We start from the raw sequence: 14,409 nt of genomic DNA on the forward strand, positions 1-14,409 counted from the left end.
TGCCTGTTGCGCAAGTCAGGCTTTTCCGGGATAAGCGGCGGCTTCCGTTTTGTACATTCGTGTGTATTTCTGCGATAAGAAATGCTCGCGTGTCATCTCAGCCATATCGTTGGGGCAAATGTACCTTGCCTTTGGGGTAGGATTGCAAGATACCGGGATGTACACACGAGTTTCTGTCTCGTTGTCTCAATTATACCGATTCCCTTTTCATTCGTCAACAATTTTTGTTATTTTTGTCGCAACTCACAAATCCGCTCTTTTGCTTTGGTCAAATCCACGGGATTTTCGGCACCTGGCCCCGGCCGCTCACGTTTCTGCGCCGGCGGCAGGTATGGACAACGGCGAAGTATGCCGCAGCCTTTGATTGACGTATAAAAAAGCCCGGGCGCTCTGCAGGGAACCGCCCGGACAATCTTCTGTTTGGAGATGAAATCCGCAATTTTCTCAGGCACTCTCCCGCCGGATCAGACGGGTGTGGAATTCCTGAGGTGCGGGTACCTCCCCGCCGTTGAGCATCTGGTCCAGCATGGCCACCGCAGCCTTGCCGATGGAATCCCGCTGGATCTCAATGCTTGTCATGGTGGGGCGCATATACTGGCTCAGGCTGGAATTGTCAAAGCCCACCACCGCAATGTCCTGGGGCACCCGCAGCCCGATGTCCATAACCGCCTGCATGGCAATGCAGGCCACCTTGTCACTGCGGCCCAGAATGGCATCCACCTGATGATTGCAGCAGTATTCCGCCACGGCATGGGCAGTCTGGGCGGGGTCAATACATCCGGTGATCACGTGGGTGGGCAGGCCCCGGGCCTCCATCTCATCAAAGTAGCCGTGGAGACGGTAATCGCTGCGGTCGCTGAAGTGCCCCCGTCCCGAAAAGCGGTCCACGTATACAATGTGTTTGCGGCCCTGCTCCGCCAGATAGCTTACGCCGTCCCGGGCGCCGCCGTACAGTCCCGTCTGAATGACGGCCGTGCCGGACAGGTCCTTATAATCGCGGTTTTGCAGCACCACCACCGCGATCCCCACATCCACAAAGCGATGGATGTAGGCCTCCGGAATGCTCAGTGAGCTGACAATGATGCCGTCACACTGACGGCTGATGATCTGTTCCACAAAATCATCATCATTGCGGTTGGAGATCAGGCTGATCAGATAGCCCTTGTCATAGGCATAGTGGTCCATCACGGCGATCAGCTGGCTGAAGTGCTCGGTGCTGATGTTGTCTGCAATAAAGACAATATGGTTGGTCTTTTTGCCCTTGAGGGCCCGGGCAATGCTGTTGGGGTGGTAGTTGAGCTCTTTCACTGCCTGCAGAACCCGTTCCCGCTTGTTTTTGTCCACATAACGGTTATTGTTCAATACATAAGAGACGATCGTTTCGCTCACACCGGCCCGCTGGGCGACATCCTTTCTGGTAACCATCCCTCTGGTCATTTTCGCCTGCTCCTTCGCCCTTTTTAAAGGATTTTCTCTTGTTTAGTATACCACATATTTCCTTGCCCGGGCAACAGCTTTGCACTGCGTGTTTGTGTGGCCGCCACGGCTTTGGCGTTTTGCCCAATCTTTTTGTTCTTTTTTGTCGGGGCAGCCAAATCTGCACCGTTTGCCGCTCCTTCCTTTGACAGGGTGCAAGGCAGCGGCTATAATGGAAGCAACAATATTATACACACGTGTTTATCCTTATGCAACTGTCATCTTTCCTTCCCAAACAGAAAAGGAGTGAACTGTTATGGTAAAAGCCAAACTGAACGTCGGATTTGTGGCCACCCTGTCCGGCCGCTGGCCCCGGGAGCGCCCGCAGAAACTGCAGACCTTGTACGGCGACTGGGCCGAGCGGGAACTGACCGGCGTCAACGTGGTGCGTTATCCCCAGATCGTTACCAACACCGACGAAGCCGCCGCCTGCGCGGACTACCTGCGGGCCCACCAGGTGGACGTGGTGCTGCTGGTCATCGGCGCTTTCACCGGCGACGACGTGGGCTGCAAGCTGTCCCAGGAACTGGGCAAGCCCATCCTGCTCTGGGCCACCCACGAGGCCCCCTTTGTCCGCCAGGAACGGCTGTGGGCCAACGCCATGTGCGGCGCCATGATGAACAATGCCGCCATCAAGCGCATCGGCGGCGAGTGCTGGCCGGTCTACGGCGATCTGGATGAGCCGGAAGTCTGTGCCCGGGTCAAGACCCTCATCGCCGCCTGCTCCGCCAAAAAGAAGCTGGCCAACACCAGCCTGGGCCTGCTGGGCTACCGCCCTACTGCCTTCTATAACTGCTCGTTTGACGAAATGACCATCCGCCGCCTGTTCGGCATCCGCATGGAAGGCACCGAGCTCAAGCTGGTCTTTGACCGTATGGCCCAGCTGGACGCCGATGCCGTCCATGCCGACATGGACAAGGTCCGGACACAGTTCGGCCTGGACAAGCTGCCCCGTCTGCCTGACGAGGACCGCAACCTGTCCGAGGAAAATCTGGAAAACCACAGCCGCACCTATCTGGCGCTGAAAGAAATGATCCCCGAGTTCGGCTATGACTACTGCACCATCAAGTGCTGGCCCGAGATGGGCGCCGTCAAGTGCCAGCCCTGCGGCGTGCTCAGCCGCCTGGCCGACGACGGCATCAGCGTCATCTGCGAGGGCGACGTGGACGCCGGTATCGGCACCATCATCGAGCGGGAAATGACCGGCCAGCCCACCTTTGTGGCCGATATGATCAACATGGACAAGCAGGCCAACACCCTGACCTTCTGGCACTGCGGCAACGCACCGCTCAGCCTGTACGACATGTCCGACGGCCTGGAGCTGCGCAACCATCCCCTCATCGGCAACGGCAGCGCCTTCTGGGGCGTGCTCAAGCCGGGCAAGGTCACGGTGGTCCGCGCCAGCGTCATTGACGGGCAGTATCATCTGGTCGTCCTGCGGGGCGAGGCCGTCCCCACCAAGCGCAACACCCGGGGCACCATGGTCAACGTCCGGGTGGCCCGCCCGGTGGAGGAGGTCGCCCGGGATATCTTCGACAAGGGTATCGCCCATCATTACAGTCTGGTCTGGGATGACATCGGCGACGCCGTGGTCCAGCTGGGCCGCCTGCTGCACATTCCCGTCATCGAACTGTAAAGGAGGAACATCGTCATGTCCAACGCCCTGATCGTCCACGGCGGCGCCCCCACTGCCGTCATCAACGCCTCGCTCTACGGTGCGGTGACCGAGGCCCGCAAGCATCCCGAGATCGAGCATTTCTATGCCGCCATCGGCGGGTCCGGCGCCGTGCTCAAGGAGCACTTTCTGGACCTGTTCACCGCCCCGAAGGAGGAGCTGGAGCTTTTGCTCCACACCCCCGGCAGCGCCATCGGCACCAGCCGCGACCCGCTGGAGACTGAGGACTACGACCAGATGGCCCGGGTCATTGCCCGCCACAACATCCGGTATGTCTTTTTCACCGGCGGCAACGGCAGCATGGACACCTGCGGCAAGGTGTATCAGGCCTGCTGCCGGGCCGGGGTGGACGTGAATGTTGTGGGCATCCCCAAGACCATCGACAACGACATTTCTGTCACCGACCATGCCCCCGGTTTTGCCAGCGCGGCCCGGTATATTGCCGAGACCACCGCCGAGATCAGCCAGGATGTCCGGGGCCTGCCCATCCACGTCTGTGTCATCGAGGCCATGGGCCGCAACGCAGGCTGGATCGCCGCGGCTTCGGCCCTGGCCCGCAGCGGAGACGGCGACGGCCCCGACCTGATCTACCTGCCTGAAGTTCCCTTTGACGAAGATGCCTTCCTGACGGAGGTGGAGCGTCTGCACCGGGAGAAAGGCGGCGTGGTTGTGGTGGCCAGCGAGGGCCTGCGCAAGGCCGACGGCGAACCCATCGTGGAGCCCATCTTCCAGGTGGGCCGTGCGGTGTACTACGGCGATGTGTCCGCCCATCTGGCCAATCTGGTCATCCGCAAGCTGGGCATCAAGGCCCGCAGTGAGAAACCCGGCATTGCCGGGCGTGCCAGTGCGGCCTATCAGTCCCGCCTGGACCGTGACGAAGCGGTGGAGGCAGGCAGCACCGCCGTGCGCGCCGCCGTGGAAGGCAAAAACGGCGTCATGGTGGGCTTCCGCCGCCTTCCCGGGGAGGAATACCGCGCCGAGACCATCCTGATCCCCATTGAGGAGGTCATGCTCCACGAGCGCACCATGCCCAGGGAGTTCATTGCCGAAAACGGCCACGATGTCACCCAGGCCTTCATCGACTGGTGCCGTCCCCTGCTGGGCGAGCCGGTGCGCAGGTATGTCACCTTCAAGAACCGGCCCCTGTCGGTTGATTGAGCGTTTCTCTTCCTTTCTATACAGCCGGTTGCCGGACAAAAGCCGGGCGGCGCCTCCCCGCGGGGAGGTGCCGCCCGGCTTTGTTATTTGTACGTTCTTCCGGGATGGACAGGGTCCCTCATGCCTGGTAGACTACTTCGCCGCCCACCACCGTGGCCGCGACCTGCAGGTCGTCGTCCAGCAGCACAAAATCGCCGTCCTTGCCGGGGTCCAGACGTCCCTTGTCCGGCAGGCCGATGAGATCGGCGGGGTTTTCGGTGAGCAGAGGGATGACCTGTTCCAGAGTGTAAGAAGTAAATTGTTTCAGATTGCGCAGGGCAACGTCCATGGTCAGGGTGCTGCCTGCCCGGCCGCCGCCGTTGGCCAGCTGGGCGTCGCCGTTGACCACCACCACATCGTTGACCCCCAGCTTGTAGTTGCCGTCGGGCAGGCCTGCGGCCTGGATGCTGTCGGTGATGGCCACCACCCGGTCCAGCCCCTTGCAGCGCAAAAGCATCTCCACCGTGCCGGGATGCAGGTGACGGCCGTCGCAGATGGCCTCGCAGTAAACGTCGGGGCTGGCCAGCACCGCCCCCATGATGGCGGGCTGGTGCTGATGGAACAGCCGCATGCCGTTGAAAGTATGGGTGCAGGCCCTGGCCCCATTGGCGACGGCCTGCTTCGCCGTGGCATAGTCTGCCCCCGAATGTCCGATGGCAATGGTGAATTCCCCGGAAAATTCCCGGATGAGGTCCTGTACGCCCTCCACCTCCGGAGCGACGGTCATGTAACGGATGGCACCGCCCGCCTCCTGCTGGCAGCGGCGCACCCAAGCGGCATCTCCCTTGCGCAGCAGCGACTCCGGCATGGCTCCTTTGTAGTCCGGGGACAGGAAGGGTCCTTCCAGATGGATGCCCAACACCTGCGCGCCGCCGGTGGGCTCCCCCATGGCCCGGGTAATGCGGGAGATGGCCAGGGAGGTCTGTTCCTCCGTGTCGGTGAGGACGCTGGTCAAAAAGCCGGTGGTGCCGTGGCTGGCAAAGAAGGCCGCCAGGGTGCGGATGTCCTCCGGCGTGGCTGCGTTCACGTCCACATTGCAGCCGCCGTGGGTGTGCACGTCCAGAAATCCCGGCAGGCACTTTTTGCCCCGGGCGTCCAGCACCGGAACGTCGGCGCTCAGGTCGGGGTCGACGGCCTCGATCTTGCCGTCGCGGATGAGCAGGTCGGCCGGTTCAAACCGGTGGTCATGGTATACCTGTGCGTTTTTGAGCAGCAGATTCACAGCAGATTCCTCCTTACAGGCCGGGGTCTGCCCCGGCAGCGGCGTCCTGGCCGCCCGGACGGGCAGCTCTTATACACACCAGTGTATATTGTCTGTTTTCCCCTGTCAATGGGAAAAACAGACAAAAAACCGTCGCTTTTTTGCACACCGATTCTTTCGATCCCTCTGATACAAGTTTGATGAAACTGCCGTTTAAATTGAGGACAGTGCATGGCACACTTTGTAACAATCCTCGAGGGGACTTCACTTGTATACTGAAAGGACAAAACCGTTTTTTCAGCACCGGTCTGCCTGTCCGCCAGGGGAAGGGAGGAATCCGCCTGTGACAATCCTTCAAACTGTCAAAAAAGACCGCTTGTCTGCGTTGGTTCTCATTGGAGCGGGAGGACTTTCCCTGTTCCTCAATCTGCTTACCCCCATGACGGCGGACGATTATTTCTATGCCTGCCGCCTTGGCTATGGGGCGGACGGCACCTTGACACCCCTCCACCGCCTGCAGGGAATACTGGACATTCTTCTTTCCCAGAAATGCGTTTACATGGCTCACAGCGGACGGATTCCCGTTCTGGCCGCCGCCCAGTTCTTTACCCTGCTGCCCGATCTTGTATTTGATGTCTGCAACACTCTGATGTTTCTGCTTCTGCTCCGGCTGCTTGCCCGGCTGAGCTGTGCCCAATCTCCGTGCCGCACCGCCCTGACCATGGCCGGGGCCGGTCTGCTGATCTGGCAGTGCACCCCCGCCTTCGGGCAGGATCTTCTGTGGCATACCGGTTCCCTCAATTATCTATGGACCATAACGATCACACTGGCCTTTCTGCTGCATTGTCTGCAGCCGTATCCCGGCCTTGGCGCGGCGGCATCCTTCTGTCTGGGCCTTGCCTCCGGCTGGAGCATGGAAAATCAGTCCGCCTCCGCCTGCTGCCTGTGTCTGGTCTGCCTGTTCCGTCACCGTCTGCAGGAGCATCGCCTGTCGCCCCCTCTGCTGGCCGGGGCGGCGGGTCAGCTGGCAGGCTTTGCCCTGCTGATCCTGGCCCCCGGCAACTATCGCCGCAGCGCCGGTTACGGACAGCCCGGCCTGATTCCGGCAGCCGTGCTGGAACGCACCGTACAATATACAAAGGCTTTCTGGCAGGAATACCAGGTCCTGATCGTGCTGACCTCCGCCCTGCTCCTGCTGGTGCTTCTGATTGCTCCCCGCAAGGCCGCCCGTCCCCTCTGGCTGGCGGGCAGCGCGGTCCTTTGCCATCTTTCCATGGCGCTCTCTCCCTCCTACCCCATGCGCAGCATGTTCGGTTCGGAAATTTTCCTGATCGCGGCCCTGTTTGCCTGCCTGAACCTTCTGGACGCCGGGAAGCTTCTGCTGCCGGTCCTGTGCATCGGGCTGGGAGCCGGTCTGGCCCTGCGTTTTCCCGCCGCGGCGGACGACCTGTATCAGCTGCATGAGCTCACACAGGGGCGGGCCCGGTATATTCTGGAGCAGCGCGCTCAGGGCAATCTCGATATTACCGTTCCCGTAGCGTCGGCAGACACCCGCTTCAACCCGCTGTGGGGCGATGGGCTCTCCGATCTCATGCAGAATCCCACCAACGAGCGCAACCGGGCACTGGCCCTCTATTACGACGTGGACATCATCCGGGGCGACCCGGACCTTTGAAGCCCACCGCGATACCTTTCGGATACAACCTCCTGTTAGTTTAATGATTTCTTGTAAAACAAAATGTTTTGTCACAGCCACCTTTCTTCTTTCATATAATTATTTTTCTAATAAATATAGAAATATAATTCGTTCAACTCTATTTTCGACACCTATACAATATATTCGTAACTCGTAAAATATCGAAAGTGCTTATTTTGGGGTGAACAGAATTGTACGAATTTTCCGAAAATCTCGCATCTATTGTTCAAGCTGCGCGTATCGCTCACGGCTTGACGCAGGACGAGTTAGCAGAACACATCGGTGTCACAGGAAAATCAATTTCCAATATTGAACGTGGTATTGCCAACCCAGAATTCGAATCCATCTATTTACCGTTCCGTTGCTTAGGCATCAATGTCAACGATGTTTTCTTCCCTGGGCATGGAGACACCTCTAATCTGCAAGAACAATTTCATCATTTAATCGACACTTGTACACAAGATGAACTTGAGATGCTGCTTTCCATTAACCGTGAAATCTTAATTCACACCAGAAAAAAAGACTCGGTTGGTGAGGTTCAGACCGCATAAAGAAAGACCCGTTTTTCACACATTCGAAAAGCGGGTCTTACCTTTTGCTTCTTTTACTGAGAACAGAAATAAATTATTCCTTGGATGACATCTACCTTCATTTCCTTTTTGCATCGGGGGCAGTAGAGCGGAAAACGAAGAAGAATAGAATCATCAAGTATTTTAGTCTTAGTTTTCGCCTGACAAAATGGACATAGTACCCATGCTGATCTGATCTCATCTTTATCCGTCAATTTCTTGTTTATCAGATTTTTCACGTTGCCATCCTTGAAAATGTTTCTCGCTTCAAATTATTTTCCATACTTGAGCGATTTAAAAATCTTGTCCGTTCGCCCCCCTGGGCAGTTATTTATACTTACAGTGATCCAAATCACGAAACATAAAACCGCGCCGGTTTTATCTTACCCGGCGCGGTTATTGGTTCAGGATGTTATATTGTAAATTTCAGCTGTCGGCGTTCTCAAGGGAGGCCGCTTGGCTCAGGACTCCCACTTCCAGTCCAGGATCTCGGGCAGGTCCTGGCCCACTTCGTGGATGTAGTTCTTGTGTTCCACCAGCTTGTCGTTCATCTGCTGGATGAGATAAGCGCCGCGATTGCCCAGCTGGGGCAGATGCTGCACCGCATCCTTGACCAGGTGGAAGCGGTCGATCTCATTCTGCACGCGCATATCAAAGGGCGTGGTGATGGTGCCTTCCTCCTGGTAACCGTGGACGCTCAGGTTACGGTTGGCACGGTCGTAGGTCAGCTCATGGATGAGGGTGGGATAGCCGTGGAAGGCGAAGATGATGGGCTTGTCCTTTGTGAAGAGGGCGTTGTAGTCGGCGTCAGAAAGACCGTGGGGATGCTTGGTGTTGGGTTCCAGCTTCATCAGGTCCACCACGTTGACCACCCGGATCTTCACCTCCGGCAGAGCCTTGCGCAGAATGGTAACGGCGGCCAGGGTCTCCAGGGTGGGGGTATCGCCGCAGCAGGCCATGACCACGTCGGGTTCCTCGCCCGCATCGTTGGAGGCCCAGTCCCAGATGCCTACGCCCTGGGTGCAGTGCTTGACGGCCTGCTCCATGGTCAGCCACTGGGGCCGGGGATGCTTGGAGGTGACCAGCACGTTGACATAATCACGGCTGCGGATGCAGTGGTCAAAGCAGGAGAGCAGGCAGTTGGCATCCGGCGGCAGGTAGAGGCGGACGACGTCGGCCTTCTTGTTGGCGATGTGGTCCAGGAAGCCGGGGTCCTGATGGGTGAAGCCGTTGTGGTCCTGCTGCCAGACGTTGGAGGAGAGGATCAGGTTCAGCGAAGCGATGCTCTGGCGCCAGGGCAGCTGGTTGCAGACCTTGAGCCACTTGGCATGCTGGGCCACCATGGAGTCCACCACGCGGATGAAGCTCTCGTAGGAGGCGAAGAAGCCGTGACGGCCGGTGAGCAGATAGCCTTCCAGCCAGCCCTCGCACAGATGCTCGGACAGCATGGAGTCCATGATGCGGCCGTCCTGGGCCAGGAATTCATCGCCGGGCACCGTGGTGGAGTTCCAGTCACGGTTGGTGGCCTCGAAGCACTTGTACAGACGGTTGGACATCGTCTCGTCCGGTCCGAAGATGCGGAAGTTCCTGGCATCGGCGTTGAGCTTGAACAGATCGCGGATGTAGCCGCCCAGTTCGATCATATCCTGCTTTTCCACACTGCCGGGCGCAGGCAGATCGACGGCGTAGTCCTTGAAGTCCGGCGTGCGCAGGTCCCGCAGCAGCTTGCCGCCGTTGGCATGGGGGTTGGCCGCAATGCGGCGGTCGCCGGTGGGGGCCAGTTCCTGCAGTTCGGGGATCAGGGTGCCGTTGTCATCAAACAGTTCCTCGGGATGGTAGCTGCGCAGCCATTCCTCGATCTGCTGCAGGTGCTCTTCCTGATGGGGGGTGCCGAGGGTGATGTCGATGGGCACCTGGTGGGCACGGAAGGTGCCCTCGATGGTCTTGCCGTCCACCACTTTGGGGCCGGTCCAGCCCTTGGGGGTGCGCAGCACGATCATGGGCCACAGGATATGGCCCATCTCTTCCCCTGCGCGGGCGCGGCGCTGGATGTCGTGAATTTCCTCGATGACGGTGTCCAGGGTGTCGGCCATCTTGGCGTGCATCGTCATGGGATCGTCACCCTCGACAAAGTAGGGCTTCCAGGAGCAGCCCAGGAAGAAGTGCTCGATCTCCTCATGGGTCATGCGGCCGAAGACGGTGGGGTTGGAGATCTTGTACCCGTTCAGGTGCAGGATGGGCAGCACAGCGCCGTCGCCCTTGGGGTTCAGGAACTTGTTGGACTGCCAGCTGGTGGCGAGAGGCCCGGTCTCGGCCTCGCCATCGCCCACCGTCACGGCGCAGATGAGTTCGGGGTTATCGAAAACAGCGCCAAAAGCGTGGGCGATGGAATAGCCCAGCTCGCCGCCTTCGTTGATGGAGCCCGGGGTCTCGGGCGCCACGTGGCTGGAGATACCGCCGGGGAAGCTGAACTGCTTGAACAGCCGTTTCATACCCTCTTCGTCACGGCTGATGTTGGGGTAGACCTCGCTGTAGGTGCCGTCCAGATAGGCGTTGGCCACAAAGAAGTTGCCGCCGTGGCCCGGACCGGAGATCAGGATGAGGTCCTGGTCATACTTCTTGATAATGCGGTTCAGGTGCACATACACGAAGTTCTGGCCGGGCACGGTGCCCCAGTGGCCAACGATCTTCTTTTTCACGTCGTCCCTGGTCAGGGGGCGGCGCAGAAGAGGGTTATCCAGCAGGTAAAGCTGACCCGCCGCCAGGTAGTTGGACGCCCGCCAGTAGGCGTTTATGCGCTGTAGTTCTTCTTGGGAAAGACTCATGGACAATTCCTCCTTATTGTTTCCAATCCTCGCAAACGAAAGGAATCACAGAAATTATGGATGCAAGACGCCTTGCGTTACTTTTGCCCGTAGTATGCGTTGGGGCCGTGTTTGCGCATGTAATGTTTGTCCTGCAGGTACTGGGGCGCCGGGGCGGCGTCGGAGTCCACCTGACGGGTCAGCAGGGCCATTTTTGCCACCTCTTCCAGCACCACGGCGTGGTAGACGGCCTGGGCCGCATCTTTGCCCCAGGTGAAGGGACCGTGGCTGTGGCAGATGACCCCCGGCACCGCTACCGGGTCGATGCCCCGGTCGGTGAAGGTATCGATGATGATCTTGCCGGTGTTCTTCTCGTAGTCCTCGTCCAGCTCCTCCTTGGTCAGGTGGCGGGCACAGGGCACGGCACCGTAGAAGTAGTCGGCGTGGGTGGTGCCGTAGCAGGGAATGTCTCGCCCGGCCTGGGCCCAGGCCACCGCGTAGGGGCTGTGGGTGTGGACGATGCCGCCCAGGGTGGGGAAGGCCTTGTACAGCTCCAGGTGGGTCTTGGTATCGCTGGAGGGGTTCAGCTCCCCCTCCACCCGGTTGCCGTCCAGATCCAGTACCACGAGGTTTTCTGGCGTCAGTTCGTCGTATTCCACGCCGGAGGGCTTGATGACCACCAGTCCCTTCTCCCGGTCGATGCCCGATACATTGCCCCAGGTATAGGTCACGAGGTTGCGGCGGGGCAGTTCCATATTGGCCTCATAGACCTGTTTGCGCAGTTCTTCCAGCATAGTGTGCCTCACTTCAGTTTCCAGGCAAGGTCGGCCAGGAACAGGTCGTGCTCCAGTCCCTCGGGGGTGGTGTCCTTGCCAATGTGAACGAACTCAATGCCCATGATGTTGGCCCAGTCGTGCATCTGCTCGGCGGTGACGTCGTAGCTCAGCACCGTGTGGTGGGCGCCGCCCGCCGTGATCCAGCACTCCACGCCGGTGGTCAGGCTGGGCAGGGCTTTCCACATGACCCGGGCTACCGGCAGGTTGGGCATGGGCAGAATGGGCTTCACGCACTCGATGTCCTGGCAGATCAGCCGCAGACGGCCGCCCATGTCGATAAGGCTCACCACGATAGCCTTGCCGGGCTTGCCCTCAAAGACCAGACGGGCAGGGTCCTTCTCGTTCATGCCGATGCCCAGGGGATGGGTCTCGATGCGGGGCTTTTCTGCCGCGCAGCAGGGGCAGACCTCCAGCATGTGGGCGCCCAGGCTGTACTCGGCGCCGGGCACCAGATTGTAGGTGTAGTCCTCCATGAAGAGGGAGCAGCCGTTGCCGCCCTCGCCCATGGCTTTCAGGATGGCGGTCATGGCGGCCACCTTCCAGTCGCCCTCACCGCCGTAGCCGTAGCCCTGGGCCATCAGGTGCTGGCTGGCCAGACCCGGCAGCTGTTCCATGCCGTACAGGTCCTGGAAGGTGTTGGAGAAAGCCTTGCAGCCCTCGGCGTCCAGCATCTTCTTGATGGCGATCTCCTCCCGGGCCTGGTAGCGGATGGCCTCGATGTCGTCGGTGGCGATCTCGTAGCTGGCGCGGTAGACTTCCATCAGGGCGTCGATCTCGGCGTCGGTGACTTCGTTCATCACCTTTACCAGATCGCCCACGGCCCAGGTGTTCACCTGCCAGCCCAGCTTAGCCTGCACTTCCACCTTGTCGCCCTCGGTGACGGCCACCTCCCGCATGTTGTCGCCGAAGCGCATGACCTTGAAGTCACGGGAGACGGCCACGCCCACGGCCACCCGCATCCAGCGGCCCAGGCGCTTCTGGACTTCCTCGTCCTGCCAGTAGCCGGCGATGATCTTGCGGGGCATCCGCAGCCGGGCGGCGATGAACCCGTGCTCCCGGTCGCCGTGGGCGGCCTGGTTCAGGTTCATGAAGTCCATGTCGATCTCCTCGTTGGGGATCTCCCGGTTATACTGGGTGGCAAAGTGGCAGTAGGGCTTCTGCAGGTCCACAAAACCGTTGATCCACATCTTGCTGGGGCTGAAGGTGTGGCACCAGGTGATGATGCCCGCGCAGCGGGGGTCATAGTTGGCCTCCCGCACCACGTCGGCAATCTCCTTGTTGGTCTTGGCGGTGACCTTGTAGACGATCTTGCAGGGCAGATTGCCGGAGGCGTTCAGCGCCTCGGTCATCTCGGCGGCACGGTTGGCCACGGTTTCCAGCACTTCGGGGCCGTATAGGAACTGACTGCCCACCACAAACCAGAATTCATAATCTTGCATATGCATGGGTTAATACCTCCTTACGATACTTGCCGGCAAACCGTTTTTCCGGTTGGCGGCAACCTCTCTTGGAAAATGAAACCAAGCTGTGCTCCTGATGTTATTATACTCCCTGCCCCCTCGGTGCGAATAGTCATTGATGTTCGATTTACTGGACTTTTGTTCGAATTTCTTGCAAGAATCCCGGGGCAATCAGGAAGAGCATAACTTTCCCAAAGCGCCGTTCGTTTTGGTGGCAAAACAAAAACCGTCCTGCGGTTTTGGCAGGATAGCCCTTTCTACTCGAGATCGGATATGGGAGAACTCCGATTCTCTTCAATATCAGAACGCACAGCTCCTCCGCAGGTAAGCCACTCCGGACTGGACGGTCCCGCCAAAAACGGCACTGCCTGCCACAACGCTACGCGCACCTGCCGCATACGCTTCCGGCAGGTTTTGAGGGGTAACGCCCCCGTCAATCTGAATCACAGCCCGACTGCCGACACGGTCCAGAAGAGAGCGAAGGCCCGCAATCTTCTGATTGCTGCCCTCCAGATACGTCTGGCCGCCCCGGCCCGGGCATACCGTCATCAGCAGGATCCGATCCAACCCGTGCAGATACGGTTTCGCCGCCCCGTTCGGGGTTTCCGGGTTCAGGACCAGTCCAGCCTGCATACCTGCTTCCCTGATGGCCCGCAGGGCTTTTTCCGGGCCGCCGGGGATTTCGTAATGGACGGAGACCCGTTCCACCTTTTCTTCGGCCAGTTCCGGTATAAAAGGCAGCGGATTTTCCACCATCAAGTGCACATCTAGCGGCTTTTAGGTCAGTCGGCCCATGGTGCGGACGATTCCAGTGCCAAAGGAGATCGCCGACACAAAGTGGCCATCCATAATGTCGATGTGGGAAACGTCTCCCCCCGCCGATTCAGCGGCACGGACTTCCCGTTTCAGGCAGGCGAAGTTTGCTGCCAGAATCGAGGCGCATAGTTCAAACATCAGGCTTCCTCCAGTTGTGCAATGCGGCGGCGATGCCGCTCCTCCTCCGAGAACGGTGTATCCAGGAAGATGTCCACGATCTCCAGCGCCAGACCGGAACCGGTGACCAGCGCCCCCAACGCCAACACATTGACGTCGTTGTGCTGCCGGGTGGCCCGGGCGGAGAAGCAATCCCCGCACAGCGCGCAGCGGATGCCGGGCACCTTGTTGGCGGCGATGGAGATGCCGATGCCGGTGCTACAGATGACGATGCCTTTTTCGCACTCGCCCGATGCCACGGCATGGGCCACCGCCTTGCCATAGACGGGGTAATCCACCGAAGCGGTAGAATCACAGCCGAAGTCCCGGTATTCCAGTCCGCGCTGCCGCAGGTGAGCCAAAATCTTCTGCTTGAGTTCGTATCCGCCGTGGTCGCAGCCGATGGCGATCATCTTACACCAGCTCCTTTACAGCGGCGATGATGGCGTCGGAACGCAGGCCGAACTGCTCCAGCAGATCCCAGGCGGGGCCGGAGTGACCGAAAACGTCCTTCACGCCTACC

Annotated in this window: 11 protein-coding genes and 1 pseudogene; 4 read left to right on the top strand and 8 right to left on the bottom strand. The window is 59.4% G+C overall.

Annotated features, from left to right (window positions below; all coding sequences use genetic code 11):
* Nucleotides 1–444 precede the first annotated feature (444 nt).
* Nucleotides 445–1,437: a LacI family DNA-binding transcriptional regulator gene (locus INF35_RS12520; RefSeq protein WP_193502930.1), complete on the bottom strand. Its 993-nt coding sequence runs from the start codon at nt 1,435–1,437 to the stop codon at nt 445–447.
* A gap of 295 nt (nt 1,438–1,732) precedes the next feature.
* Here INF35_RS12520 and INF35_RS12525 point away from each other — a divergent pair, with 295 nt between their 5' ends.
* Together INF35_RS12525 and INF35_RS12530 are read left to right on the top strand one after the other, a co-directional pair.
* Nucleotides 1,733–3,112 carry an L-fucose/L-arabinose isomerase family protein gene (locus tag INF35_RS12525; protein ID WP_193502932.1) on the top strand — a complete coding sequence of 460 codons (1,380 nt, stop codon included), beginning with the start codon at nt 1,733–1,735 and terminating at the stop codon, nt 3,110–3,112.
* Between the two features lie 15 nt (nt 3,113–3,127).
* A complete protein-coding gene (locus INF35_RS12530) occupies nt 3,128–4,309 on the top strand; it encodes a diphosphate--fructose-6-phosphate 1-phosphotransferase (RefSeq protein ID WP_193502933.1) in 1,182 nt (393 codons plus the stop codon).
* A gap of 118 nt (nt 4,310–4,427) precedes the next feature.
* On the opposite strand, the gene nagA is transcribed toward INF35_RS12530, so the two are convergent.
* Nucleotides 4,428–5,570 carry an N-acetylglucosamine-6-phosphate deacetylase gene (gene nagA, locus INF35_RS12535; RefSeq protein ID WP_193502935.1) on the bottom strand — a complete coding sequence of 381 codons (1,143 nt, stop codon included), beginning with the start codon at nt 5,568–5,570 and terminating at the stop codon, nt 4,428–4,430.
* 322 nt (nt 5,571–5,892) lie between these two features.
* On the opposite strand from nagA, the gene INF35_RS12540 reads away from it, so the two are divergent.
* Together INF35_RS12540 and INF35_RS12545 are read left to right on the top strand one after the other, a co-directional pair.
* Complete coding sequence (locus tag INF35_RS12540) at nt 5,893–7,224, top strand: DUF3329 domain-containing protein (RefSeq protein WP_193502938.1); 1,332 nt, start codon at nt 5,893–5,895, stop codon at nt 7,222–7,224.
* Between the two features lie 212 nt (nt 7,225–7,436).
* Nucleotides 7,437–7,796, top strand: coding sequence for a helix-turn-helix transcriptional regulator (locus INF35_RS12545; RefSeq protein ID WP_193502940.1), 360 nt, complete (start codon nt 7,437–7,439; stop codon nt 7,794–7,796).
* Nucleotides 7,797–7,849: 53 nt separating this feature from the next.
* On the opposite strand, the gene INF35_RS12550 is transcribed toward INF35_RS12545, so the two are convergent.
* The 6 genes and pseudogenes from INF35_RS12550 to rpiB all read right to left on the bottom strand — a co-directional run bounded on the left by INF35_RS12550 (nt 7,850) and on the right by rpiB (nt 14,299).
* Complete coding sequence (locus INF35_RS12550) at nt 7,850–8,053, bottom strand: cysteine-rich KTR domain-containing protein (protein ID WP_328740888.1); 204 nt, start codon at nt 8,051–8,053, stop codon at nt 7,850–7,852.
* Nucleotides 8,054–8,275: 222 nt separating this feature from the next.
* A complete protein-coding gene (locus INF35_RS12555; protein ID WP_193502942.1) occupies nt 8,276–10,639 on the bottom strand; it encodes a phosphoketolase family protein in 2,364 nt (787 codons plus the stop codon).
* Between the two features lie 77 nt (nt 10,640–10,716).
* Nucleotides 10,717–11,412 (bottom strand): L-ribulose-5-phosphate 4-epimerase, encoded by a 696-nt coding sequence (locus INF35_RS12560; RefSeq protein WP_193502944.1) that lies wholly within the window; start codon nt 11,410–11,412, stop codon nt 10,717–10,719.
* 8 nt (nt 11,413–11,420) lie between these two features.
* Nucleotides 11,421–12,899 carry an L-arabinose isomerase gene (gene araA / locus INF35_RS12565; protein WP_193502946.1) on the bottom strand — a complete coding sequence of 493 codons (1,479 nt, stop codon included), beginning with the start codon at nt 12,897–12,899 and terminating at the stop codon, nt 11,421–11,423.
* Nucleotides 12,900–13,214: 315 nt separating this feature from the next.
* Nucleotides 13,215–13,868: pseudogene (locus INF35_RS12570) on the bottom strand (ribulose-phosphate 3-epimerase).
* The gene (gene rpiB / locus INF35_RS12575) at nt 13,868–14,299 is read right to left on the bottom strand and encodes a ribose 5-phosphate isomerase B (protein WP_193502948.1); all 432 of its coding nucleotides are present in this window, start codon (nt 14,297–14,299) and stop codon (nt 13,868–13,870) included. Before rpiB ends, INF35_RS12570 begins: the two are co-directional and overlap by 1 nt.
* Between the last annotated feature and the right edge of the window lie 110 nt (nt 14,300–14,409).

The organism is Gemmiger gallinarum, from assembly GCF_014982805.1.
GTDB classification, from domain to species: domain Bacteria; phylum Bacillota; class Clostridia; order Oscillospirales; family Ruminococcaceae; genus Gemmiger; species Gemmiger gallinarum.